This is a genomic window from Metabacillus endolithicus (assembly GCF_023078335.1).
Taxonomy (GTDB): domain Bacteria; phylum Bacillota; class Bacilli; order Bacillales; family Bacillaceae; genus Metabacillus; species Metabacillus endolithicus.
In genome coordinates this window covers 4,984,989-5,011,510 of the sequence record NZ_CP095550.1, presented here as the reverse complement: position 1 = coordinate 5,011,510, position 26,522 = coordinate 4,984,989, and the positions used below count along the sequence as shown (strand labels likewise).

The 26,522-nt window shown below is 35.9% G+C and carries 23 protein-coding genes and 4 pseudogenes; 6 read left to right on the top strand and 21 right to left on the bottom strand.

Features of this window, described 5'->3' with window-relative positions:
- Window positions 1–11 precede the first annotated feature (11 nt).
- Window positions 12–1,628 (top strand): sigma-54-dependent Fis family transcriptional regulator, encoded by a 1,617-nt coding sequence (locus tag MVE64_RS25540; RefSeq protein ID WP_247342351.1) that lies wholly within the window; start codon window positions 12–14, stop codon window positions 1,626–1,628.
- Window positions 1,629–1,714: 86 nt separating this feature from the next.
- On the opposite strand, the pseudogene glpK reads toward MVE64_RS25540, so the two are convergent.
- From glpK to MVE64_RS25495, 9 genes and pseudogenes are all read right to left on the bottom strand, one after another.
- A pseudogene (glpK, locus tag MVE64_RS25535) lies at window positions 1,715–3,207 on the bottom strand (glycerol kinase GlpK).
- Between the two features lie 40 nt (window positions 3,208–3,247).
- A complete protein-coding gene (locus MVE64_RS25530; RefSeq protein ID WP_247342349.1) occupies window positions 3,248–4,075 on the bottom strand; it encodes an MIP/aquaporin family protein in 828 nt (275 codons plus the stop codon).
- Between the two features lie 198 nt (window positions 4,076–4,273).
- On the bottom strand, window positions 4,274–4,846 hold the full coding sequence (locus MVE64_RS25525) for a glycerol-3-phosphate responsive antiterminator (protein ID WP_247342347.1): 573 nt from the start codon (window positions 4,844–4,846) through the stop codon (window positions 4,274–4,276).
- 72 nt (window positions 4,847–4,918) lie between these two features.
- A complete protein-coding gene (locus MVE64_RS25520) occupies window positions 4,919–5,179 on the bottom strand; it encodes an HPr family phosphocarrier protein (protein ID WP_247342345.1) in 261 nt (86 codons plus the stop codon).
- Window positions 5,180–5,205: 26 nt separating this feature from the next.
- A complete protein-coding gene (gene dhaM, locus MVE64_RS25515; protein ID WP_247342343.1) occupies window positions 5,206–5,601 on the bottom strand; it encodes a dihydroxyacetone kinase phosphoryl donor subunit DhaM in 396 nt (131 codons plus the stop codon).
- Window positions 5,594–6,227 (bottom strand): annotated as a pseudogene (dhaL, locus tag MVE64_RS25510) (dihydroxyacetone kinase subunit DhaL). The gene dhaM and the pseudogene dhaL overlap by 8 nt, the downstream one beginning before the upstream one ends.
- A gap of 37 nt (window positions 6,228–6,264) precedes the next feature.
- Window positions 6,265–7,260, bottom strand: coding sequence for a dihydroxyacetone kinase subunit DhaK (gene dhaK / locus MVE64_RS25505; protein ID WP_247342340.1), 996 nt, complete (start codon window positions 7,258–7,260; stop codon window positions 6,265–6,267).
- Between the two features lie 116 nt (window positions 7,261–7,376).
- Entirely contained in the window at window positions 7,377–8,540 is a 1,164-nt protein-coding gene (locus MVE64_RS25500; protein ID WP_247342338.1) for a sigma-54 interaction domain-containing protein, read from the bottom strand.
- A gap of 32 nt (window positions 8,541–8,572) precedes the next feature.
- Window positions 8,573–9,415, bottom strand: coding sequence for an HPr family phosphocarrier protein (locus tag MVE64_RS25495; RefSeq protein WP_247342335.1), 843 nt, complete (start codon window positions 9,413–9,415; stop codon window positions 8,573–8,575).
- A gap of 195 nt (window positions 9,416–9,610) precedes the next feature.
- Between MVE64_RS25495 and MVE64_RS25490 the strand changes: the two genes are divergently transcribed.
- Complete coding sequence (locus tag MVE64_RS25490) at window positions 9,611–9,904, top strand: Dabb family protein (protein WP_247342332.1); 294 nt, start codon at window positions 9,611–9,613, stop codon at window positions 9,902–9,904.
- A 37-nt stretch (window positions 9,905–9,941) separates the two neighbouring features.
- Here the strand turns inward: MVE64_RS25490 and MVE64_RS25485 are convergent, their stop codons facing one another.
- Both MVE64_RS25485 and MVE64_RS25480 read right to left on the bottom strand, forming a co-directional pair.
- Window positions 9,942–11,099, bottom strand: a complete 1,158-nt coding sequence (locus tag MVE64_RS25485) for an alpha/beta hydrolase (RefSeq protein ID WP_247342329.1) — start codon at window positions 11,097–11,099, stop codon at window positions 9,942–9,944.
- Between the two features lie 216 nt (window positions 11,100–11,315).
- A complete protein-coding gene (locus MVE64_RS25480; protein ID WP_247342326.1) occupies window positions 11,316–14,483 on the bottom strand; it encodes a DEAD/DEAH box helicase in 3,168 nt (1,055 codons plus the stop codon).
- 165 nt (window positions 14,484–14,648) lie between these two features.
- Here MVE64_RS25480 and MVE64_RS25475 point away from each other — a divergent pair, with 165 nt between their 5' ends.
- The 4 genes and pseudogenes from MVE64_RS25475 (at window position 14,649) to MVE64_RS25460 (ending at window position 17,622) form a co-directional block, all read left to right on the top strand.
- Entirely contained in the window at window positions 14,649–15,341 is a 693-nt protein-coding gene (locus tag MVE64_RS25475) for a DsbA family oxidoreductase (protein WP_247342323.1), read from the top strand.
- Between the two features lie 347 nt (window positions 15,342–15,688).
- Entirely contained in the window at window positions 15,689–16,942 is a 1,254-nt protein-coding gene (locus MVE64_RS25470) for an L-lactate MFS transporter (RefSeq protein WP_247342321.1), read from the top strand.
- 111 nt (window positions 16,943–17,053) lie between these two features.
- Window positions 17,054–17,119: pseudogene (locus MVE64_RS27990) on the top strand (hypothetical protein); the annotation flags it as partial.
- Between the two features lie 41 nt (window positions 17,120–17,160).
- The gene (locus tag MVE64_RS25460; RefSeq protein ID WP_247342318.1) at window positions 17,161–17,622 is read left to right on the top strand and encodes an NUDIX domain-containing protein; all 462 of its coding nucleotides are present in this window, start codon (window positions 17,161–17,163) and stop codon (window positions 17,620–17,622) included.
- Between the two features lie 49 nt (window positions 17,623–17,671).
- Here the strand turns inward: MVE64_RS25460 and MVE64_RS25455 are convergent, their stop codons facing one another.
- From MVE64_RS25455 to MVE64_RS25410, 10 genes and pseudogenes are all read right to left on the bottom strand, one after another.
- The gene (locus MVE64_RS25455) at window positions 17,672–17,899 is read right to left on the bottom strand and encodes a hypothetical protein (RefSeq protein ID WP_121661729.1); all 228 of its coding nucleotides are present in this window, start codon (window positions 17,897–17,899) and stop codon (window positions 17,672–17,674) included.
- 72 nt (window positions 17,900–17,971) lie between these two features.
- The gene (locus tag MVE64_RS25450) at window positions 17,972–19,081 is read right to left on the bottom strand and encodes an acyltransferase family protein (protein WP_247342316.1); all 1,110 of its coding nucleotides are present in this window, start codon (window positions 19,079–19,081) and stop codon (window positions 17,972–17,974) included.
- 148 nt (window positions 19,082–19,229) lie between these two features.
- Window positions 19,230–20,218: pseudogene (locus tag MVE64_RS25445) on the bottom strand (LLM class flavin-dependent oxidoreductase).
- Window positions 20,219–20,220: 2 nt separating this feature from the next.
- Window positions 20,221–20,505, bottom strand: coding sequence for a DUF3219 family protein (locus MVE64_RS25440; protein WP_247342313.1), 285 nt, complete (start codon window positions 20,503–20,505; stop codon window positions 20,221–20,223).
- Window positions 20,506–20,651: 146 nt separating this feature from the next.
- On the bottom strand, window positions 20,652–20,804 hold the full coding sequence (locus MVE64_RS25435) for a hypothetical protein (protein ID WP_247342310.1): 153 nt from the start codon (window positions 20,802–20,804) through the stop codon (window positions 20,652–20,654).
- 10 nt (window positions 20,805–20,814) lie between these two features.
- Entirely contained in the window at window positions 20,815–21,210 is a 396-nt protein-coding gene (locus MVE64_RS25430) for a Ger(x)C family spore germination C-terminal domain-containing protein (RefSeq protein WP_247342309.1), read from the bottom strand.
- The gene (locus tag MVE64_RS25425; protein ID WP_247342306.1) at window positions 21,158–21,967 is read right to left on the bottom strand and encodes a Ger(x)C family spore germination protein; all 810 of its coding nucleotides are present in this window, start codon (window positions 21,965–21,967) and stop codon (window positions 21,158–21,160) included. The genes MVE64_RS25430 and MVE64_RS25425 overlap by 53 nt, the downstream gene beginning before the upstream one ends.
- Window positions 21,960–23,063, bottom strand: a complete 1,104-nt coding sequence (locus MVE64_RS25420; protein WP_247342303.1) for a GerAB/ArcD/ProY family transporter — start codon at window positions 23,061–23,063, stop codon at window positions 21,960–21,962. The genes MVE64_RS25425 and MVE64_RS25420 overlap by 8 nt, the downstream gene beginning before the upstream one ends.
- Window positions 23,060–24,631: a spore germination protein gene (locus MVE64_RS25415; protein WP_379049804.1), complete on the bottom strand. Its 1,572-nt coding sequence runs from the start codon at window positions 24,629–24,631 to the stop codon at window positions 23,060–23,062. The genes MVE64_RS25420 and MVE64_RS25415 overlap by 4 nt, the downstream gene beginning before the upstream one ends.
- A gap of 161 nt (window positions 24,632–24,792) precedes the next feature.
- Entirely contained in the window at window positions 24,793–26,472 is a 1,680-nt protein-coding gene (locus MVE64_RS25410) for a methyl-accepting chemotaxis protein (protein WP_247342298.1), read from the bottom strand.
- Window positions 26,473–26,522: the final 50 nt, after the last annotated feature.

Genomic DNA, 26,522 nt, shown 5'->3' with positions numbered 1-26,522 from the left:
AAAATGAGTTATTGATTAAACATGCTACTACTGTTATTAACTCACTTCCCTCTAACTATTGTTCCAAATTAGTTGTGGTCATTGTTGATCGAAACGGGACCATCATTCATAAAGAAGGACAACTAGATGTTTCAGGTTCCACAGACTATTTATCAATCGGATCAAATTGGTCCGAAGAAAACAAAGGAACAAATGCTATGGGGCTCGCTATCTCTGCAAAAGTGCCCATTATTACCCATGCTGATCATCACTTCTATGTAAAAAATCAATTTCTCACATGTGCAGCAAGCCCTATTTACTCACCAGACGGAGAACTAATTGGAGCCGTTAATATTAGTGCTAGAAAGGAATTATTCCACCCGTTTATCATTTCCTTAACAACGATTATGGCAACTTCCATTCAGAATGGGTTACTTTTTGATCAAGCTTCACATGAAAAAGTGATAACAATTAGAGAGCTTGAAGCGATTGCTAGCTTTTCAACAATCCCTCTTCTCTCTCTTGATGAAGATAAAAGAATTATCCGAGCAAATCAGTCAGCACGACAACTACTAGGTGAAAATTGTATTGGCAAAGAGTTTCACCATTCATCAGGATATAAAACAAAAGTAATCTCAGATCCATTCCAAAAACAATCAAGACTCGTTATGGCTTTTAATAATTCCCCTAAGCAAACTACTAAGGATAAGAAATTATACACAATAACAGATATTATAGGATCATGTGCTAAAATGAATGAAGTGAGAAAAAAGGTAAAAAAAGCGGCGTTAACAGATTTCCCTATTATTATTTATGGTGAAAGCGGGACAGGAAAAGAACTTATAGCACAATCCTTACATACTTCAGAGCTTCGAGAAGATAAGCCGTTTATTGCTGTTAATTGTAGTGCAATCCCCGAAACTCTAATCGAGAGTGAATTATTTGGATATGAAAAAGGAGCCTTTACAGGAGCAAATCGTGAAGGTGTTGTTGGTAAATTTGAGGCGGCAAATGATGGGACAATTTTTCTCGATGAAATTGGTGATATGCCATTAAAGGCACAAGCTGTTTTGTTAAGAGTTCTTCAAGAAAAAGCGGTAACGCGTGTAGGAGGGGTAAAACCAATCCCAATTAATACGAGAGTGATAGCTGCCACACATAAAAATCTTCGAAAAGAAATTGAAGCTGGACGGTTCAGAGAAGACTTATATTATAGACTTAAAGGAATTGTTATGACTATCCCTCCTTTAAGGGAACGTTCAGATCTTATTGAGCTTGCAAATTACTTATTAAAAAATTTAGATTCTCCTTCTCTTCACCTTTCTAGTGAAGCAAAAGAAAAGCTGGTTTCTTATCATTGGCCTGGAAATGTTAGAGAGCTTAATAGTGTTCTTATGCAAGCTTCTTTTTTAGTTGAAGGAAATGAAATCCTTGCAAAGGACCTGGATTTTGAAACGGAATATGAACGAACGACTGAATTTTCTTCTGAAGATGAAGAAACCCTAACCTCATTAGTATCTACAGAAAAAGAAGTGATCAAAAGAACGTTAGATTATGTGAGCTGGAACATTAGTCGTGCTGCTTCTATTTTAAAAATAAGTCGAAATACACTTTATCTTAAAATTAAAAAATATCATTTACAGCAATAAAAAACTGATGTTTTACTTTCCAAAAAAGAAAAACCATACTAACGTCACAAAGTTTCAGACGTAGTATGGTCTTCTTTTTATCCTTATTATTTATATGCCATTGTTGCATTCACAGCTTTTTTCCAGCCGTTGTATAAGCTATCTCTTTCTTCATTTAACATGTTAGCTTCATAGGTACGGTTGATGTTCCATTGCTTTGAAATTTCTTCGCGGTCTTTCCAATAACCTACAGCAAAGCCCCAGCTAAATAGGCAGCACCTAATGCAGTTGTTTCCTCAATAACAGGTCTCTCCACTGAAACTCCAAGAATATCACTTTGAAATTGCATTAAGAAATTATTTTTAACAGCACCACCATCAACTCGAAGTCCTTTTAAAGAGATTCCCGAATCTGCTTCCATCGCTGTAAGAACATCCTTTGTTTGATACGCTAACGATTCTAGTGTTGCCCGAACAAAATGCTCCTTCTGTGTTCCGCGTGTTAACCCAAACACCGCTCCTCTGACGTCACTATCCCAATAAGGCGTTCCTAGACCTACGAATGCAGGAACAACATACACACCGTCTGTTGAGTCTACCTTTTCAGCATATCCTTCACTATCTGATGCATCTTTGAACATTCTAAGTCCATCTCGTAACCATTGAATGGCTGATCCTGCCACGAATATACTTCCTTCTAAAGCGTATTCGACTTTTCCATCCAATCCCCATGCAATGGTCGTTAAAAGACCATGTTCAGATTTGACAGCAGTTTCTCCAGTATTCATAAGCATAAAGCAACCTGTGCCATATGTGTTTTTAGCCATGCCCTCTTGGTAACATGCCTGCCCAAATAACGCAGCTTGTTGGTCACCTGCCACCCCTGCAATTGGTACATTTTGACCAAAGAAGTGATAATCAACCGTATGACCGTATATTTCCGAAGAAGGACGTACTTCAGGCAGCATTGATTTTGGAACAGTTAAGATATCTAATAATTCATCGTCCCATTTCAATTCATGGATATTATACATAAGCGTTCTTGACGCATTTGTGTAGTCAGTTACAAACGCTGCTCCGCCAGTTAGCTTCCAGATCAGCCATGTATCAATTGTACCGAACATTAAATCTCCTTTTTCTGCTTTTTCTCTTGCCCCGTCTACAGTATCTAAAATCCATTTTACTTTCGTGCCCGAAAAGTAAGCATCAATTAAAAGACCCGTTTTCTCTCTAAATAAGTCATTATATCCTTGAGATTTTAATTCCTCACAAATTCCTGCAGTTTGTCGTGATTGCCAAACAATTGCATTGTATATAGGAAGTCCTGTTGTTTTATCCCAGACAACTGCGGTTTCACGTTGGTTTGTAATCCCTATTCCCGCAATCTGTTCCGGCTTCACATTCGTTTCAGATAAAAGTTGAGCAATAACGGATAAAATAGATCCCCAAATTTCATTAGCGTCATGCTCAACCCAGCCTGGCTTTGGAAAATGCTGAGTGAATTCTTTTTGAGATATATGAAGAATTTCTCCTTGTTTGTTAAAAAGTATTGCTCGTGAGCTTGTTGTACCTTGGTCAAGTGATAAGATATATTTTTCCATTATAATTTCTCTCCCTTTTTAAATGATCTTTATTTTTATATTAAACAGATGCTTTTGTATGAGAAGAAACAGTAGCATCGTGTCCTTTACTTTTCGCGAATGCTGTAAGAGCAATAATGACCACTATAGCCGTACATACCCAAAATGCTGCACTGCCTTCACCTAAGAAAAATTGCTTATAAAAAAGTGCACCATAAATTCCCCCGATTATTGGACCAACAACTGGTATCCATGCGTAACTCCAGTTTGAACTTCCTTTGCCTGCAATCGGTAACAAGAAGTGGGCAATTCTAGGTCCCAAATCACGGGCGGGGTTTATTGCATAGCCTGTTGTGCCACCAAGTGAAAGACCGATTGCTAAAATTAAGAAACCAACAATTAACGGATTAAGACCTTCAGTAAATGAATTAGAGCCAATTGTAAGTAAACCAAGTACTAAAACAAATGTTCCGATTATTTCACTCAAGAGATTAGCTGGAGTAGACTTAATCGCTGGGTCTGTTGAAAATACGGCCAACTTAGCACCCTTGTCTTCTGTTGCTTTCCAATGTGGGAGATAGTGAAAAAAGACAATAACTCCACCAATAAATGCACCAATCATCTGGGCTAAAATGTAAGAAGGTACATCACTCCATGGAAAATCTCCTATCGATGCTAATCCTAATGTAACGGCTGGATTAAGATGTGCTCCACTTATCTGACCAACAGCATAAACACCAAATGTTACGGCCATAGCCCAACCGAATGTAATGACAATCCATCCTGAGTTCTCTGCTTTTGAATTTTTTAGTACAACTCCCCCAACTACTCCTCCTCCGAAAATAATTAAAATCATCGTACCAATGAGTTCCCCTAAAAAAGCTGTCATGATATTTCCCCCTTATTACGTAAGTAGTTTAACTTTTGTGATAGAGCTACCTGGTAAAAGAACACAGAAAAATCCACAGCAAACATCCCCTAAAGATAAGGGATTGCTGTGGATCTCCAATTCTCCGTCACAAGATATAAACTTAATTATAAGTTAATCGATATTGAAAGCGCTGTCAACAACTAATTGTAAGATTCTTCATTTTAATCCATGTATTGGTGTATAGTGTTCCCATAACTCCTTATTTGAAGTAGTAACAGCTTTTACACCAGCAGAGATCGCGCTTTCTACATCTTGTGTTGTTCGGATAAATCCTCCAGCAAAAATGGGTATTTTCACTTTCAAATGAACTTCTTGTATAATTTCAGGGATAATCCCAGGTAATAGTTCGATATAATCTGGCTTTGTTTTTTCAATTAAAGCACAGCCTTTATTTAGTGCACTACTATCCAGTAAAAAAAGACGTTGAATAGCAAGTAAACCCTTTTCTTTTGCTTTTGAAATCACGTTTGCCCTCGTTGAGATAATTCCTTCAGGTTGAATTTGATGACATAGGTAGTCAATGCCATAATCGTCCGCTTTTAATCCATGAATTAAGTCAGCGTGCAACAGTACTTTTTTCTTATGTTGCTTAGCCTTTGTTGTTATGTTCTTCAAATTTCCAATGTGTAGATCTAGCAAGACAATATATTCATAGGGACTATCTAATAGTTTCTCAAAATCCTTCATGTTTCGTAAGGCAGGCAAAATGATTTGATTGTCTAATGTCATATCCAACATCCTTATTGGTATATTTCAAAAAAATGTTTGTTAGATATTTCTTATGAACATAACAGCTCAATTCTAGTGTTTTTCATCAGTTAAAAATGCTTCAAGAGCTAGTAATGCTTCCTCTTCGTCATCTCCATCAATAATGACAAGAATTGATTGATTTTTTTTGATAGAGACGCCCATAAGATTCAATATGCTCTTGGCATTTACTTTCTTTGTATTTATGTTGAAATAAACAGTACTTTTAAAAGTATTCATTAATTTTATTAACTCTGCCGAAGGCCTTGCATGAAGACCGTTTTCAATTTTTATTTCTATTTCTTTTTCAATCATTTCTTATGATCACTCCTTACCCTTTCCTATCTTGTGATTTTTTGCAATTGTTTTGCCCCCTCTGCTGCCTCAAGCACCTCCTGAAGAGAGCCACCAATACCAGCCTCTACAACCGCTGCGAATCCTCCTTCAACAAGAGGTGCGTCAGCTAGTCGAATCTCTACTTGAGCTTTATCCAGCAACTCTAATGCTAGTTCTGCGTTTATTAAAGCACTTCCTAAATCAAAGAGAATCACAATTCCTTCTTCAGTATAGATAGACTCTATTGCTTCCTTAATATCAAACGCATTTGTTCCAATTCCTCCATCAGATCCCCCAGAAATGGCAATAGAAACATCTGGTTGAACTTGATGCAGCAATTCTCTTAATCCAGTAACAAGTTGATAGCTATGTGAGATTAATAATAACCCTACTTTACTCATCACAATCTTCTCCTTCTAATACGTTCGCTAATGCTTTAAATAGATAGCAGGAGGACGCCGCACCTGGATCAATATGTCCAATAGATCTTTTACCAAGATAAGCAGCACGGCCTTTTTTTGCTTCTAAGTTTTTGGTTGCTTCCTTCGTTTTTTCTGCAAGTTGAGCTAGATCATTTGGGCGTAAACTATCTCCTTGTTCCATCATAAATGTAACAACAGGCTCCCAGACGTCAATCATTGTTTTATCTCCAATTTGAGCACGACCTCTGAGTTTTAGCCTCTTCCAAAGAAGCATTAAATGCTTGGGCTAGTTCAGATATAGTAATAGACTCCTTATTTTGGAAAATAGGAGAGGCTTTTATAAAAGCTGTTCCATATAGAGGACCTGAAGCACCACCAACTTTTGAGAGAATTGTCATCCCAATCTCTTTAAATAGTGTAGAAAGGTCCGGGTATTCCTTATTTTCGATTTTATTGATAACCTCTTGAAAACCTCTTGCCATATTTAACCCATGATCACCGTCACCGATTGCTAAATCTAAATCAGTTAAATAGTTTTTTTGAACTTGTATTTTTGAGTTTAAAATTTTAATCCAGTGTTTTGCTTTTGGTACATCGAATTCCATGTTATTACGTCCTTTCTCAGTTAATCATTACCTGTTTTTAGCGTTTAAAAGCCAATGTATCTGCATGAGAATCAAGTAGCTCCATTAATTGTTGATCGAGTTTAAGTACAGAAATGGAACAACCAGCCATTTCTAATGCTGTCATAAACTCGCCAACAAACGTGTCATAAATCTCCACATGTTGTTCGTCTAGGATACTTGCTACCTTTTTGTTAAGAATATAAAGCTCCATTAAAGGTGTTGCGCCAAGACCATTAATGAGAATAGCGACTTTATCATTTTGTTTTATGTTTAAATCATCCAGAACCTTTGTTAGAAGAGTTTCAGCAATTGAATTGGCTGTTTGGATTGAAGTTTTTTCAATACCTGGCTCACCATGGATTCCCATCCCAATTTCAATTTCATTTTCTCCAAGAGAGAAGCCTGGCTTACCAACAGCCGGAATGGTGCAGGGGGTTAAAGCCATACCCATTGATCGAACGTTATTTATCACTTTATTTGCAATAGCCTCTACCTCTTCAAGAGAAGCACCTCTCTCTGCTGCAGCACCTGCAATCTTATGAACAAGAACAGTACCAGCAATACCACGTCTTCCTGTTGTATATGTACTGTTTTCAACAGCAACATCATCATTCACTATTACTTTTGCAACGTTTATTCCCTCTGCTTCTGCTAATTCCGCAGCCATTTCAAAGTTCATCACATCACCTGTATAGTTTTTAATAATCAATAGCACTCCAGAACCGCTATCAACAGCTTTAATCGCTTCAAAAACTTGATCAGGTGTTGGAGAAGTGAATACTTCTCCAGAAACTGCAGCATCAAGCATTCCAACTCCTACGTAACCTGCATGTGAAGGTTCATGTCCACTTCCACCTCCGCTTACTAAACCTACTTTTCCTTTAACAGGAGCGTCTGCTCTTACAAGGACTGTCGTATTCTGTATTAACTTAAGTCTATGAGGATGTGCAGCAACCATCCCCTCCAGCATTTCTTGAACAACTGTATTGGCATCATTAATTAATTTCTTCACATGTATTCCTCCTTTATTGATTCTCACTCAATATAAATGCAAGTTCCATGCCAAGAAATAAAACGCTTACAAATAAGCGTTTCGAAAAGTTTATAGGGGAAAGCTGGTAATAAGTATCAAGTATTTTGATACTTATTACCAAGTAAATGCTCTAAACCATATTTTCTTATTTTTTTTGCTGCTGTTTTATGTGTGATTCCTAATGCGTGAGAAAGCTGATTATAGCTAGGGTAAAATTGGCATGCATGAGTGAATATTTGCCTTTCATATTCCTCGAGCGTAAGAATGTTACTTGCTGGTAAGAAATCTAGATTTTGTGTAGCTGAAGCCATTTCTTCTTTATAAATATAATGAGGCAAATCTCTAACTTTCAATGAATCATCATCTGTAAGATTAAAAAGCCTTTCAATGATGTTTTCGAGTTCACGAATGTTTCCTGGCCAATGATAGTTCGATAAAATCTCGATTAAACCTTGTTCAAATCTGTTGATACTTTTTCCCAAGTGTTGATTAAAATGTACTCGAAAATGCTCACTTAAGAGAGGGATGTCCTCCTTTCTTGACCGTAGCGGTGGTAAATGAATAGGAATAACATTTAATCGATAATATAAATCTTCACGAAATTTACCTTCCTCTATCATTTTCGCTAGGTCTCTGTTCGTCGCTGCAATAACCCTAACATTGATCGTCACCGGCTCGAAGCCACCGACACGGTCGACTTCCTTTTCTTGCAGAACTCTTAGCAGCTTTACTTGTAAATCCAAGTTTAAGTCACCAATTTCATCGAGAAAAATAGTTCCGTTATCAGCTAGTTCAAATTTTCCTCGATGGACCTTGTAGGCACCAGTAAACGCGCCTTTTTCATGACCAAAAAGCTCACTTTCTATTAAATTCGGTGAAATGGCAGAGCAATTTACCCGGATATACGATTGCTCACAACGATCACTTGTTTCATGGATGGCTCTTGCAACAAGTTCTTTTCCAGTACCGCTTTCACCTGTTATCAGCACAGTTGAATCTGTTTTTGACACCTTATTAGCCATAGATAAGGATTCTAATAGAACTTCACTATTTCCAATGATTTTACTAAAGGCAGAATTCAGTTTTTGGTGTTTAGATAATTCTCTCTCTAAATACTTCGTTCTTTCCTCCATTAGTTCAAGTTTTTGTAAAAGTATCTTTATTTCATCCAACGGACTTAATGTGACGACGGTACCACGAAAGACTTCATCAAATATAATTGGGTTAATTTTTGTAATATATGTTAATTGATGATTCACTTGGATAATTTTCATAAAAGGTTCAGGACGTTTCAGAAGTGACTTCCAAAGGTTGTCACCGATAATCGATTGAATTTTTTCTTTTTTTTATTCTTTATTAGCATTCCATGCATTTCTTCGTTAATAAAGATAAATTCCCCTTTTTCATTTGTTAAGGCAATTAAATCTGAAACGGATTGTAAGACAAGATCTAGTCTTTGTTGTAACTCCTGAACTTCTTTTAGCTCTTTTGTTATTTTTTCTACGTTTGATATATCCTGAAAGACGGCTACTGCACCAATGACTTTATCCTGAAAAATTAGAGGAGATCGATTGGTTAGTATCGTATAATGATTTATTTTTTGCTTTTGAGCGAATTCCGGTTGACCCGTTTTCATGATGGTATGTAGTCTTGATTGAGGAATAACAATATTAGCCTTATGGTTATAGAGTTCATTTGGAGGTTTTTCAAGTAGTTTTACAGCTGCATCATTTACATATGTAATCACATTGTCACGATCAACTACAACCACCCCATTGGGAAGCTTTGTAAAGGCTTCTTGAAGAATATAAGAGTTTTCCATCATTATAAGATCAGCTTCAGTTTCTTTTACATTCTCAACATCCTTTTCCTCAAACAGCTCAACGATTTGTTTTGCTACATGTGGTGGTATTTCATCGGCACATGTTAGCAAAAACTCTTCACCTTGTTCAATTTTTAAAGAAACAAGGGAAAGTAGATTGTTCGCTTGAACTTTTTTATCTTTATAAATAACATAGCTGTTTTTAATTGCATCTTTATCCTTTAAAAGCGATTGTAGAGTAATAATAAATGTAGCAGCAAGGCGGATATGTAATCCATTCTTTTTTTGAACTTTAAGTGATAGCGTAAACATCGCATCACCCTCCAGTCTTTCGCTTTTACTAGTTTAATATGTTTCTACATATTCATTTCTATGTTTTTCCAATTAATCCTTTATAAATATAATAAAAGTTCTTTCTTCTTCTCTTGTAAATTGTTTGTCCATATCTTTCAAATTGTGCAATAATATATTCGTACGAAAATAAGAATAGTTCTTGGAGGAATTTTCATGGTAGAGCATATCGTTATCTTCAAATTTAATGATTCAACAACAGTTGAACAACAAAACGAAGCGATTCAAAAACTAACATCGCTTAAGAATGAAATTAGCGGGATTGTTGATATTCAAGCAGGGGTAAACTTTTCTGAAAGAAGTCAGGGGTTTGAATTAGGTTTAACGGTACGTTTTGAGGATAAGCAAGCTCTTGAACAATATGGACCACATGAAAAGCATCAGGAAGCTGTTGCGTTTCTAAAGGAGATTGGTTTAACGGATCTTATTGTCGTTGATTTTGAAATCTAATAAAAATGACACACTTTTAACGGTGTGTCATTTTTTCTTACCAGGAAGAAATCTTGGAAATAGCCTGTTTTCCGAGTAAATATCCTCCAATTGCATAGGCCTCTCCTCTGTCCTGTAAGCTTTCTAATGCTGGTTGATTGTCATAGATATCTAGCTGATACGCTTGATACTCGGGTTGCTGTTGAAACGATTCCGTTAAATAAAGTGACGCTTTATCGAGCGCATCTTTCCCACGATTCATAACCTCATAAAAGGAAACAAATCCATGCATCACACCATTATACCTAACAGCATTGACTGCTGTTCCACTTTCTGCTAACACTTTCCCGTACGCTTCTCCTTCATCTCTAAGAGGATCAAATTCGGCTGTAATAATTAACGCAGGAGGAAGATCATGAAGATTTTGAGCATCAAGAGGTGATGTGTATGGGTTGGACCACATATTTTCCTCTGGTGTATAGTTTTTCCGCGCCTTTTCCATTACACTCCTTGAAATTAAATAGTATCCGCTATCGTATAAACTTCTTGATGAAAAAGTAACATCTTGAAAAGTGGTTAATGGGTAAAAAAGGGCTTGTGAGGTAATGGATGGACCGTTTCGATCACGTGCCATCATCGTCACAACAGTTGCTAGATTTCCTCCAGCACTGTCACCTGCAACTGCAATTTTACTAGGATCTCCGTTAAAAGAACTTGCGTGTTGAAAAGCCCAAAGTAATGCTTCATAACTATCCTCCGTGGCGGTTGGGAAAGGATGAGCTGGGGCTAATCTATATCCGACTGAAATCACAACGTTTTGTGTTTTCGAAGCGAGAGCACGAACGATATTATCGTGTGTGTTAATATTTCCGTACCCTTCTAAAAAAGCACCGCCATGGTAGTAAATAATAATGGGATGAGGTCCTTCTTTTTTAGGTTGGTAGATTCTTATAGGAATCTCCTCACCATCTGTCATAGGGATGGATGTTGTGGTACGAGTATAGCTTGGACTACCAGAGCTTGAGAATATTTTAGGTGCTTTCATATCTGATGTTACTAGTCTTTGATCAACAGCATGAAGAAGAACCGCTGTTTTAACAGGTACCTTCCCTGCTTCTGTATGACTCCAATATTCAACAGCTCCTATAATACCTATACAGCATAATAGAAGGAACACTACAAATGATAGAAAGAATCTTCTTAGACGTTTTTTCATGATGAATGCTTTTGTAGCATACCCTCCTTACTAAAATAGTCTTATATATTAGTATAATTGATAGCATGACGAAAGAAACAAACCAATTTAAGGAATATTAAGCAAGTTAAAAAAGGGCTGTTGAAATGGACAGCCCTTTTTCGATAAGTATGAATTTTTCACATCGACAAATCTTGACAATTATCGGGTAGTGACAGGCACCAAAAAACACAAATTTCACAACATCAATATCTCCCTAATATCCTCCTCCGTCAGCATCGTTCTCTTCTGACCGTCAGACTTAATGATTTCTTCAACCAGGTCGCGTTTTTTGCCTTGTAGTTCATTTATTTTTTCTTCAATTGTTCCTTTTGCTATTAGCTTAATGACTTGGACGGAGTTTTTTTGGCCAATTCGGTGGGCACGGTCAGCAGCTTGTTCCTCAACAGCTGGATTCCACCATGTATCATACAGAATAACGGTGTCAGCACTCATTAAATTAAGGCCAGTGCCTCCTGCTTTTAATGAAATAAGAAAATAATCTCGTTCACCGTCATTATAACGGTTGCAGATCTCCACTCTATCTTCAGAAGGAGTTTGTCCATCAAGGTAAAAGTATGGTAATCCTCTTATTGTTAGTTCTCTTCCAATCAGATCAAGCATTCTAGTGAATTGAGAAAAAATTAATACCCTTCTACCAGAAAGTCTGGATTCCTCGATAATTTGCATAAGCTGCTCGAACTTAGCTGAACTCCCCTTATAGCTATCAACAAATAAACGAGGGTGACAGCAAATTTGGCGTAAACGAGTTAAACCAGCTAATATTCTAATTCGATTTTTCCTAATTGTTTCTTTATCAAGATGTTTAAGTGTATCATGTCTTAGTTTCGCTAAATAGGCTGCGTAGAGCTTCTTCTGTTCAGGAAGTAAATCAACTGAATCAGTTAACTCTACTTTTTCAGGAAACTCCGATAACACGTCTTCTTTCATTCTTCTAAGCAAAAATGGCTGAATTCGCCGAGAAATTGTTGCTTTTGTAAGCTGACTGTATTCTTTTAACCCTAGAAATAATTCAGGAAACACAACATGAAAAATTGACCACAGCTCTTCTAGTGAATTTTCGACGGGAGTTCCTGTTAATGCAAACCGGTGATTCGCCTGCAACTTTTTAACGGCCCTGGCAGTTTGAGTTAATGGATTTTTAAAGGCTTGAGCTTCATCGAAAAAGATCGAATGAAATGTTTGTTTTTCATACCATTTAATATCCTTACGTAATAATGGATAAGATGTAATGATCACATCTGTATCACATGCTTCACTTTGCCGTTTAGCACGTTCTGATTTTGCACCATCCATAATAAGCGTCTTAATACTTGGTGTGAATTTCATAAATTCGCTTAACCAATTATAGGTTAGTGAAGAAGGACAAACAATTAGCACCGGACGTTTTTCCTGACGAATGGTTTGAAGCTCTGAAGAAATAAACGTAATGCTTTGCAATGTTTTGCCTAGCCCCATATCATCTGCTAAAATGCCACCAAATCCGAAAGTAGCAAGAGTTTTCATCCATTTAAAACCGATCTTTTGATAATCTTTTAAAATAGAATCTAAGTGATCTGGAATTGGAAAGTCTAGGCTGCCGGGATGACGGATTGTATGAAGAAACTGTCTAAATGACTCTTCTACATAAAAAGACTCACTCCCTTCGACAACATCAAGAAGCTGAAGACTTTTTTCAATAGGTAGATCTAATCCATTAGATAAATCTTTATCCTGTACGAGAGGAGTATGAAGAAAACGTTGAATTTCCTCAAACTCTTTCGTTTCTAATGAAAGTAATGAGCCATCACGTAACCTGTAGTACTTTCGTTTTTCCTCTAGAGCTACTAAAACTTCTTTTATTTCTTTTTCAACGATGCCATCCATTTCAAACTTAAATTCAAGCCAGTTTGTTCGTTCCTTTTTTACTTTAATTCGAATCTGCGGCTTTACATTTTCTCTAAAAATCCGCATCCTAACAGCTGTTGTTGCATAAGTTTGACAAAGCTTTTGCAGCTTAGGCATTTGATAATAGAGAAAATCATATTCCAGCTCTTCGTTATGCAAATAATAGCCTCCATCAGTTTTGGAGAAAGAGCTTTCTTCCATTAAACCGAGGATTTCCTCTTCTTTCTCTATATCTCTCAAAAGAATGGATCCTTTTGGAAGCTCCCGGCCCTCTAAAGGATTTATCATCATATTTTCGTAGTGAAACTCAAGGCCAGCTAATAAACGGTTTTTAATTCGATCCAAATAAAGCTTGGCTATTAATGGGGTTTTGACTAATTGACGGCTAATTGTTTCAGCTATATTCACTGTCCCTAGTCTTTTTAAACCAGGTACTACTTTTTCTAGAAAAAAACCAACCTGTTCGTGTTGAATCGGTATGGATGAAGTTCGTGTTTTCTTCAACATTTGATTTAGTTCAAATAAGCGCTTAGAATCATCATTGTCTAATTGCTTTAGCTTCCCATGATATAAAACGGCTTGATAGGAATGAAAAATCAAAAGCTTATCAAGACCTTTCATTTCTAACTCATAACCGGTTGTTTTATCAAAGTTGAATTGTAAAGGAAGCGATTCTTTCGTTACATGTATCCCATTAAACATTGTCTCTTTATAAAATAACTTGACTTTAGGTGCTGCTAGTAACGATGTTAGCATTTTTCCCCATGAAGTAGGTGGAATAAGCAACATACTTGAATGCGATACGATTGTTTTATCAGCTTTTTTATCTAACATCATTCCAATCATTTGTTGAAAAACTTCATCATCTTCTCGTTGAAAACAATGATAAGTTGCATCAAATAGAAAGGAATCTGATAGTTGAATTGATTTTCCTGCTTGTAAATGCTCTAAAAATCCAAATAAATCTTCTATTAAAAATGAGTTTAATTTTACTTCAATACCGAGCAAGTTTACTCCATTTTCGTCTGTAACAGGCTTACATATAAATTCCGCTTCGATGACCTGTCTATTTTCAAAATGCCTCTGATGACCGCTTGAACGGATCGGCTGATGGCTAAAAAGAGAAAACAAATCTTTTGTCATATTATCATCAGGTATTTTTAATGAATTTCCGTTTCTCTGTTGATCGTAAAGGTATAATAAAACCGCAGCGATATGCTGACAGTCTTTATCAAATGAAGCTAGCTTTGGGCAAGAGCATTCTGATTGAATACCTCCCTTATCCATTTCTGAGATTGTAACATCGAAATTTTCTGTTCCTTCAACAATTGCATGACAAGTTTGATCATCATAATCCTTAATTTTCACTTTATTTGCAAGAAAAAATGCATTTCCTCTCTTGAAGGACGTAATGCCACACATATCCTTAATTAATTGATGAGTTATTTTTGTCTTCATATGTCAGGCTCCTTCCTAGAGAGTAAAATAATTCGACTTACAGTTTACCATGTTTTCTGTAGAGTTGGGTAATTCTAAAAACATCATCAACAGCTGAGGCATTTTATTTTTTATTTAAGGATTGAATTAGTATACTAAAAACGAATACAACTGGAGGGATTTCACATGTTGATTGAAATGTGGACAGATTACGCTTGTCCGTTTTGTTATATTGGGAAAAGACGACTTGAAGAAGCAATAAAACAGGTAGAACATAAGGTTGAAGTGGTTTACCGTTGTTTTGAATTAGAACCTGCTGCAGAACGAGACATTTCTGATACTATTTATGAAAAACTAGCAAAAAAATATGGGATGAGCCTTGAGCAAGCAAAGCTTAACTGCAACAACATGGAAGACATGGCAAGAGAATCTGGATTAGATTATCAATTCGATACGATGAAGTTAACAAATACATTTGATGCACATCGTTTAACGATGTACGCAAAAACACATGGTCTTATGAATGAAATGGCTGAGAGAATACTGCATGCTTTCTTTACAGAATCTAAGCATATTGGTGATACTTCTACTTTGACGGATTTAGCAGTTGAAGTTGGATTGAATCGTGAAAAAGTAACAAACTTACTCAATAGCGACGAAATGACTGATGATGTTCGTAGTGATGAACAAGAAGCACAAGAACTAGGAATTCAAGGTGTTCCTTTTTTCCTGATTAATCGAAAATATGCCATAAGCGGTGCACAACCAACCGAAACATTTATTGGTGCAATCAACCAAATTAACGAGCAAGATGGGCCTTTTATTAGTATGAATGATGAAAAAGGTGCTACATGTACGGATGATTCTTGTGAGGTTTAGAAAGACATAAAGTGTATTCTGATTTATCAGAATACGCTTTATTATTTCCTAGGCAAGCGCAGGAAGTGACAAAATTCGGATATTTTTTTGTATTATAACAGTTTAAATATTTTCATAATATTGTATAATAGGTGATAACCTATCTAAAGATTGGAAGAATAGAGAAATTTTGTTATGATATTTGAAAGGAATCATTAACACCCTGTTTAAGTTCTGAATCTTTTTGATAGCCGGAATTGTAATCGCTTACAAAATTCGACGTTACTGTCGAACTCCTCACCTTTGTTTTCACATCTATGTTTTTATGTTTTCGTCTCAACAATCTTACTCGTAAAGGAGAAATGTACATGAAGACAACAAAAAATAGATGGTTAATCGCCCTCTCTGCTATCGCTATTCATATTTCAATTGGAGCAGCTTATGCTTATAGTGTTTATAAAAATCCGTTAAGTGAAACATTAGGCTGGTCAGCAACTGAAGCTGCTATTGCCTTTACAATTATGATGGCGCTTGCTGGTTCCTCTGCTGCTTTATTTGGTAGTTTTGTAGAAAAAAATGGTCCACGTAAATCCGCGATCGTAGCAGCAGTGTTATTCGGTTTAGGTCAAATTGGTTCAGGATTTGCCGTGAGCATTGAATCTCTACCACTTTTCTTATTAACTTATGGAGTTGCTAGTGGCTTAGGCTTAGGTATTGGTTATATCTCTCCTGTTTCTACCTTAATAAAATGGTTTCCAGATCGAAGAGGTTTAGCTACAGGAATGGCTGTACTTGGGTTTGGTTCTGGTGCTTTGATAACAGCACCTGTAGCTGCAGATCTTATTGTATCAATAGGGATCCCTTCTACATTTTATGTACTCGGTGTTTGTTATTTTGTTTTAATGGTAATTGGTGCTTCTTACATCGCTCCACCTCCTGAAGGCTGGATGCCTGAAGGAATGAAAAAAGATGTTGCTTCTGGTAAAAAACCAATAAAAGAAGATCTTCAACAATTAACCGCGAAAGAAGCGGTTAAAACAAAACGTTTTTGGATGCTGTGGATTATGATGTTAATTAACACAAGTGCAGGCATTATGATGATATCTGTCGCATCACCAATGGCGCAGGAAGTAGTCGGCCTTTCAGCAGGAGCAGCTGCTGCGATGGTTGGCATTATGGGGATCTTTAACGGTGGAGGCAGACTTGGTTGGGCGGCTGCATCCGACTTCTTAGGTCGACCTATTGTTTTCGTCATTTTCTTTGTCATTCAGATTGTTGCGTTTACCCTTCTTCCTACAATAACAAATGCGTTACTATTTCAAGCTCTGATATTGTTAGTTGTTAGTTGTTATGGAGGCGGCTTCTCTAATCTTCCTGCCTTTATTGGTGACTTATTTGGGACAAAACAACTTGGTGCCATTCATGGATATTTATTAACAACATGGTCATTAGGTGGAGTGTTTGGACCTATGCTTGTTTCAGGTATTAGAGAAACAACAAATAGCTATATTCCTGTGTTCTATGTTTTTTCCGCTCTCATTCTTCTTGCCTTTATCGTTTCACTTCTTCTACGCTTAGATATAAAGAAGGTGAAAGATGCCCAGAAGAAACAAGTCGCATAAAATTCGAAAGGAGCTAGGTTTTGTAAACCTGCTCCTTTTTTTGTCTTTTTAATAAAGGAAGTACATCATCCTATGTAGAATATTTCAAGAAGACTTTAATAGTAGATAAGGATGGTTACAGTGTCAGTCAACTTTTGTATGAAATGTGGGTCACCTCTAGAGATGCGTTCAATCGATGGTGTTGAAAGAAAAGCATGTATAAGCTGTGATTATGTGTTTTGGGGGAATTACAGCATCGGCGTTGGTGGATTAGTTATGAAAGACGGGAAGTTTCTGCTTGTCAAACGGTTCATGACCCTGGGAAAGGATATTGGACAAATCCTGGTGGGTATATTGAACAGTTAGAGTCAATTGAAGAAACAGTTGAGCGTGAAGTTGAAGAAGAAGCTGGAATAAAAGCAAAGGTAAACAGAATCGTTGCAATTCGGGATCTTCCCCGTCAAGTTCATAATCTATATGTAGCGTTTGTGATGGACTATTTAGATGGAACTCCAACGCCTGATGGAATTGAATCCGATGAAGCAGGCTTTTACAGCTTAGATGAAATTGAAGCAATGAATGTTGCGCCATTTACTAAGTGGTTAATAAACGTAGCTTATGAAGAAGATAAAACAGGTCTCTTTAAAGATATAGAGCCAAAGATGAAAGATCATCTTTTGTATAAAATTAGCTCTACTTAATTTCGTTAAAAAGATGCATTCTACTGAACGCATCTTTTTATATGTAAAACTATATTTGTTTTCTTACCTCATCTCTCAATGATTCAATTAAATTGTCTGATAAGTTTGCCGGTAATGATGTTTCGTTTTCAAATACCCATGCATTGATTAGTTCAAGGTCTGATTTCTTAAACGTAATGCTGTATTCTTTATTGCTATGTGTAAAATCAGCTGTTACACATTCTTCCCCGTCAAATCCATCATCAATAATCATATGCTCTATTTCAAATTCCTTCATATTATAAACTCCTTTTTTATGATCATATTTATAGATTTGACTATATCTTAACTATTATTCACAAAGAATCTCCTATAAAATCTTTTTCATACCGGGAATTTTAATAATAAGGCTACTAATAAAAAAGCAAAGAATGATGGCTAAACAGCTCACTATGATCCATTCAATCATTGGATAAAAGGTTCCATGAAATAATAAACTCAGTCCAACAATGATTGCTGGATGAATAATATAAACGGTATATGCTGCTTGTGATAAGATATTTTTAAAAGAACTTGGATTGTTAATATGTTCTTTGAAATAAGATAGAAATCCTAAAATAAGACCAATAGCAACAAAAGGCTCCCATAATGCATAAACAAGTGCTTGAACATTAATACCACCTTCAAACTCTAGACCACCATCCAAAGCACCATTTGCAATTAAAGCAATTGGTAAAACTGGAATCGTTATAATAGAGATCAACTGCCATCTTTTCACAACTTTCTTATTTATTAACTCTAACCAGTTATGGCGCTTAGCGATAATCCCCACAATAAACAACAAAATATAGGAAGGGAAATAACCAAATTGTAATCCTAAGAAACTCTCACCAACAGGGTAAACTAGTCTAACAAGAAATGCTGTTATCCCTAGCAGGATAGCTGTAACGAATAAACGTAGTGACGTTGGTGGATTTATTTTCAACACAGTATTTTGCTTCATTAACTTACGAATAATAACATATAAAATAGTAAAATAAATGAGAGTTTCAACGAACCATAGTGGTCCAAAATGTATCGTGTGAAAGGTGAATACTTCTTTCATATAGTAGGTTGATAGAGACTTCGTTTCTCGAAAATGAGCATAATAGGTAATAACAGGACCTAATATAAACACGTAAAATAGCAATGGAATGCCAAGACGCATAAAACGTTCCTTTAAAAAAGAGGAAGCTCCTTTTCGGTCATATGAACCAGGTGTAAAATAACCCGAAATGAAGAAGAAAAAACCCATAAAATAAGCTTGATTCACAGCTGTGAAAAGGGTTAATACAATCATAGAAATTGTTAACTCATCATCATCAACAACTTTATAAATCCAATCCCCGCCTGCTCCATATGCAATCGCAGTATGATGAACAATCACAACAATTGTTAAAATAACTCTTAAATAATCTAAATAATATAATCTTTTCCCCATATAATACCTGCTTTCTTTTTAACGTTCCAGTCTTTTCTATTTTATATAAAATATTCCTCAAAGATAAGACTGTATTTAGTTAAAAAAAGTTTCTACCAAAACAAAAAAAGCGCGCTTATTGATACGCACTTTTTTAAAAAAAGTTAAATTAGGCATTAGCGATTAAACGGTATGATTGTAAACGATCTTCTGGGGAATGAGTAATCGTCACAATCATCATTTCATCTGCATGATAATACTTTTTTAATTCAGCTAGTTGTTGTTTAACGGTTATAGGATTACCGATAATTGTTTTTTGCTTTCTTTTTTCAAGAGACTGTTTTTCATTTTCTGTTAGTTTATAATTTTTTGCTTCCTCAATAGAGGGTATCCCCTGTTGTCCTTCACCTTTTCCTTGCTGTATCCCCCATATGAATGAACTTAGGGCGATTTCTTCAGCTCGCTCAGTTGTTTCCGCACAAATCACTGATACAGTTAAAATTACATAGGGATGTTTTTCAGATTTCTTAGATTCAAACGCATCTAGATATTGTGTAATCATTTCTTTCCCGTCATTCTCACTCATGAAGTGCCCAAATGCGTAACTCAGTCCATTTTCTGCAGCTAGTAAGGCACTTTTCTTACTTGTACCAAGAAGCCACACTTCAGGTGCAATGTCTGGGACTGGAGCGGCAGAGATTTTAGAATAGGGATGATCTTGAGGAAAATCTCGTTGAATAAAATGAAGAAGTTCTTCAACAGCTTTCGGCATGTCCCAAACTTGCTGTAAAAAGGTATCTGATAATGCATTTGTTGCTTCGGCGGAACCACCTGGCGCTCTTCCTATACCGATGTCGATCCGATTTGGAAACAATGTTGATAGCATGTTGTAGGTTTCAGCCACTTTATAAGGCCTGTAATAAGGTAATAAAACAGCTCCCGAACCAATTCTTATTTTACTTGTGCCTGCCCCAATGTAACTTAACATTACTTCTGGCACTGAACAAGCAAGCCTGGTAAATCATGATGCTCTGCAATCCAATAACGTGTATACCCTAATTCTTCCCCTACTTGAGCGAGCCTTAATGATTCGTTTAACGCCTCTTGCGCAGTTTGATTTGATGAAATAGGTGATTGATCTAATATGCTTAACTTCATCATTACCCCTTTACCTCAAGTAAACGTAATGAAAAAGTCGCAACTTGCCCTTTTTCATAAAGATTTGTTAATGAAGTTGAATAGTTTGTTATGATTGCCTGAAAAGAATACTCCTTCTCAGGAACTTTCACAAGAAAATTGTTTTCATAAAGTAATGTTGTGATTTCATGATATTCTTCACTAGTTACGAAAAATTCAAGTGAAACGCTAAGTGAATTTTGTGTCAATTCTTCATTGTAATGATTTAGTTTAAGTAACTTGTTGTTAAGATACATTTCTTTAACCATTCATTTTGCCTCCTATCTCATTTCCATCATATAATGAAAAACCAACGATGAAAAATATAATGACCTAAATAGCATCATAAAAAAACCTCAGAAACTAATTCAACAGAGAAAACCTTGTAAAAAATACTTTTACAAGGTTTTCTCGCTTATTCATTTTCTTCTTTATGCTTCCAACTTGGATTGCCAACCTCATACAGCTTTCCGCTGATTCGATAAAGAACAAAAGGGATAAAAAACGCTAAAAACATGCAAAACAATTCACTGACAGTGGGTATTAAAAGCTGAAAAAAATCTCTCATTTTACCTCCATCATTGTAATGTTGATCGATTTATTGCTCCGCTTTTACTAATTACTGAGTTAACAGTTACTTCAATTTTGGCTTCTTTAAAACAATTTTCTCCATAATCCCATTTATCCTTAATTTTCTCCCATTCATCCGGATACTTTACACTCAATGTTTCCCCGAATTTAAAAATATCCGTTTGCAGTTCTTGTTGAACTTTTTTAATGGCTATATCAGTAAATTCATCTATTCTTTTTTCTATTGCTTGTTCTGTATGGTCTAATTCCTCATCATTTAATAAATCAAACGTTTTATAAGTTTCAGGAATTGAACCTGATGTTTTAATATTTACCTTAAAGGTAATATCATCAGGGCTTATTAAATATAGGGGATATTTCAGATTGAACTTTTTCCATTTCATAAACAACAACTTCATCATCAACCTTCGCTTCTAGAAGTCCGCCTTCAATCTCTCCCGTTATAAAATTTACCCCTTCCGTAGCTTCTTCCCCAATAAAACCAACCAGTTTATCTGAACTTCCGTTGATTACAGCATGACCTGCTATTTTCACTTCTTCGTCATTTATTTTTTGGATCATCTGAACCATGAAGCTTTCATGATCAAGTAATTTTTCATGCAAATCACCAATTCTTGTAGGTGGGATCATTCTTGCATTTTTATAGTTGTTTTTTGAAATGGATTGAATATACATGGTTGGTAATTTTTCATTAGCAGGTCTCACTTCTAGAATATCTAGCGCATTCTCTGGTGTAATCATCACTTGAGTCCCTCTTCGCATTTCTGGGTACCGGAGAAAATAGTCCAGCACATCAGGAAAGTAATCTGATTTTGCTACCTGTTCTGAAAAAACAATGAGCTTAATGTGCTCATAAAAAGGAGATCGACTTGTTCTCGCAGCCACTCGTCTAACTGTTTCAAACATGGTATTTCCTGATGAAACAATATTTTGAAAAGCAGGATCACTATCTGCATTCATACCTATTGCAGAAGGAACGACAAATTGTTGAGTTAATTTGAGAGGCATTTTGCTATTTTCTTCATCTAAATCGATTCCTGCACCAATAACAAAACCACGCTGCTCGATCTCAATTGCATCCCAACAACCACTACATAGTAATAAAATAAGGAAAACGACAAGTATCTTACATCTATGCATGTTGAATAACCTTTCTTATTTTTGTTAGGGAAAAAAATATAACTGGAAAAATAACTCCATAGAAAAAACCAATACCAGCCAGTATTTTTCCTAGCAGCTGAATTTGATATGCATTCTCCGGTGTTACAGCAACAAAATAAATAAGCGGTGATAAAATAAGAATAATCGTTTTCCTTTTTAATTTTGTAATAGAATGCAGCAAATGAATGCTAATATCAAAAGCCATTGAACATGTATTGAATACAGTCATAATCCAAACTGTAAAAAAAATGGACTCAAATCTTTCAATAAAACCTCCAGGTGCTTCAATCTCTTTGGCAATTTCTATTGTTGGATAAATGATTTCAGAAGTAGCTAAGTTTCCAAAAACCCCTATTGTAATCGTATAGATCACCAGATACAGTAGGATCGGAATTCCTATCCCAACCATCGTCATTCTGGGTGCGACTTTTGGTGACTTTAAAAGGGAAATATATACAAGGATAACGGTGTAACCAATAAAAGAAAAAGTTGTTTCTTGTGCACCTTGCCAATACCCATTTAATGAAGTTGTAAAAGATGGTTGAATATTACTAAGCTGAAACAATGAGATATTCGAAAACTGAACAATTAATGTGACCGTAAGTACAATTGGTAAAAACATTAAATTAAGTCTTAATAAAGCAACTCTTGAGCCTGACACACAATAAACCACAACTAACAGAAAAGTGAGTGCTATGGCCTCAATTGGTGTTTGATCAAACATATAAAGCTTTGAAATATTGGCAATCACTCTTGTTTCTAATGCACAAGTAAATAGAAATGCGAGGGCCAGTATAGAGGTTAATCCCAGCGCAACCGGTTTCGTCATCATATCCGATGTATACTCAAAAAACGATTTTTTTGGAAACTTTGAAATACTTTTAGCTAACAGCCACCCAAAAAACAGAAAAAAACTTCCACTAAATAAAATAGAAACCAAGCCATCTAATCCTTTTGTGTGTGTTGCTACGAGACGTGGCAAGGTTAGGACTCCAATTCCAATCATCATTGAGGCAATGATAAAAGCCAATTCCTTCCCATCTATTTCTTGGTCAGCATATTCTACAGTTTTCATTGGCCTTCCTCCTTTTTCATACGACTCTCGTCTTCTGGTTCCAAATAATGTGGTCGTTTCCGGAAAAAAGTAAGAGGTGCACGAAACACGAGATCTTTCCAATCACTGTAGAATGTTGGTGCAAAAGGTGTTGTATATGGTACACCCACTGATTTTAAGTTTGCCATATGGATGTTGATCATGATATAAGCCAAAATGATCCCATAGAACCCAAAAAAGCCAGCTACAATTAAGAAGAAAAAGCGAAGCATCCTAATTGTAATAGCAAAGGAATAAAATGGAATGGCAAAGGTAGCGATAGCTGTAACTGCTACAACGATCACCATGATTGGGCTAACAATACCAGCACTAACAGCAGCTTCACCAATAACTAAACCACCAACAATACCTACCGTTTGTCCAATTGGCTTTGGAAGCCTGATACCAGCCTCACGTAGTATTTCCATTGTTATTTCCATAAAAAGTGCCTCTATTAAAGACGGGAACGGCACTCCATCTCTAGTCGAAGAAATGGAAAAGGCAAGTTTTGATGGAATCATTCCGGGGTGGAATGAAACTAAAGCAACGTATAAGCTTGGTAAAAATAAAGCAATAAACGCACATAAATACCTTAATCCTCTTATTAATGAGCCAATATACCAGCGTTCATAATAATCCTCTGGTGATTGCAGGGTTTCCGCAAACGTAATTGGTGCCAAAAGGACAAATGGTGTTCCATCTAAAAAAATAGCCACCTTTCCTTGTAGAATTGCAGCGGCAACTTTATCAGGTCTTTCCGTGTTTTGAATTTGAGGAAAAGGAGATAAAAAATCATCCTCAATCCATTGTTCCACATAACCTGATTCAAGAACATCATCCATATCAATTGATTGAACGCGTCTTCTTATTTCTTTCACAATTTTAGGATGAACAATTCCTGCTACATACGATATAATAAGGTCCTTTTTTGAGCGTCTTCCCACTTTAAAAGATTCAAAATGCAAGTTAGGATCTTTTATCCTTCGTCTTAAATGAACAATATTAGTTTGAATATTCTCTGTAAACCCATCTCTTGGTCCACGTACTAATGCTTCTGTAACAGGCTCTGAAATGCTACGGCTTTCCCAGCCTTTTGTTCCAATAAGCAAAACTTTATCTTCTGAATCAATCATTAAAGCAGTATCACCTGAAAGAATCGCTAAACTTACATCATCTAGCGTGTTTGTTATCTTTACTTCAGGAATTGCCACTATCTCATTTTCAAATTTTTCTAGAAGCTTCTCAGTTGAATAGTGATCAATATTATCTTCTTTAAGCTCAGATTGTATGGTACGAATAATATAATGATTGATCGTTTCTTTGTCAGCAAGACCATCAAAGTAAATGAGACAAAGCCCTTTGTTCCTGAATGATAACCTTCTAACGATTAAATCGTTTGGAGAATCCATCAAATCTTGAATTTGTTTAATGTTTTTCTCCATATCAGAAACCAATTCCGGCTTAGGACCACCAGTATCCTTCTTTTCTTTGAAGTATTCCTGCTGTTGGAACTGAGCTTTTCTCCTTAAAAAACCAAACAAGTAAAACACCTCTTTTTAAGTCAGAAATTGGTTTCTATCTGATTATTTATAACCAACTGAAAAGAGACTATTCATTTGGGGATTAGTTACAAAATATTTTAACAACTATGAAAAAAATGAGGACGATTCAACAAAAAAGGAACTATTCTTATTGAATAGTTCCTTAACACTTATAATTTAAATTTCGTCATGCTTGTTTTTAAATCCTCAGCTAAATTTGACAAAGCTTCAGCAGAAGCAGAGATTTCCTCCATTGTGGCAAGTTGCTCTTCATTTGCTGCAGAGCTATCTTGACTATATTTTGTACTCTCCTTAGCTAACTCTGAAACCTCAGATGTATGTGTTAACACATTATTACTTACATTTGTCAATTGCTCAATTGCGACCGCCACATCTGCTACTTTCTCTTTCACTTGCTGATTGGCATGTTTAATTATGTTGAACGATTCATTTACTTTACTTGTGAAAACAATTCCGCTTTCTACTTGTTCAGAACCTGTTTTCATTGAAGCAACAGCATTACTAGTTTCTTCCTGTATTTTTAATAAAATAGAAGATATTTGTTGTGTGGAAATTTTTGTTTCCTCAGCAAGCTTACGTACTTCGTCTGCAACAACAGCAAAACCTTTACCATGCTCGCCTGCACGAGCAGCTTCTATTGCTGCATTTAACGCTAACAAGTTGGTCTGTTCTGAAATAGAAGAGATGATATTAATAATATGTCCGACTTCTTTTGAACGTTCTCCTAACTCAGAAATAATAGTCGATGAGTTCTCAACTGACTTTTGTATATGATTCATCTGAGTGACAACTGTTGCAACTGAATTTTCTCCTTCAATTGTTGCTTCAAAGGCACTCCTAGTATCTTGATTAACGTTTTGACTAGTTTCTGCTATTTGTGTTAAACCAGCAGCCAATTCTTGCATATAGGAAAGGACTTCCTCGGAACTAGATTGTTGTTTTTCGGCTCCTATTGCAGCTGTTTGAGCTAATTCAGAGATTTGTTCAGCAGCCATTGTACTTTGTTCCGCACTTGCTGAAAGTTGTTCACTAGAAGCTGAAACCTGCATAGTTGAATCATTGATTGTACCAAGTAAAGATCTTAAATTTATTACAACCGTATTCACAGAATTGATAAGCTTTCCAACCTCATCTTTTGTTTTACTATTTAAAGGCTCAACACTTAAATCACCTGCTGCTATTAACTCCATTCGATCCACTACTTGTAAAATAGGTTTTGAAATAGATCTTGCCATATAAAAAGAGAGAATGATTCCAATGCCAATGGCTAAAAATGAGATAATCGATATAACTAAAACAATTGACGAACCTGAATTTATTAGTTTATCTCCTAAATCTTTTATTCCCACTTCACGATTTTCTGCTAATTCTTTAAATCCGGTGTCAATTTCTCTTCCCAACGGTGTTACCGTGTTCTTTAAAATATTTAGTGCTTCATCTTTATTTCCATTTTGAATTGCTGTTAACAATTCTTCCTGAATGATTGACCGCCATTCAACACTTTTCTCAATCAACTGCTTAGCTTGGTCTGAATCTGTTAGTAAAAGTAATTGATCTTGAAGTTCCTTACTTTCCTCAGTAGTTTCATTAAATTTTGTTATATATTCTTCTTCTTCAAAAATGACATACCCACGAATTAATGCTATTCTTTCTTGAATATTCGCACTTAGTTTTTCATCAATTATTAGAAGTTCTAGATCTTTTGTGACAAGTAATTCAACGTCCTTATTATATTTGTTAATTTGTGTGAAGGTACTTACCGCAACTATACACAAAAAGAGTAAGATCACTCCAAAGGATAGTAACATTTTCCACTTAATACTTTTCATAATGAATCCCCCTGTATGTAGACAACCGTGTTTTCTATCTTTATATCGGT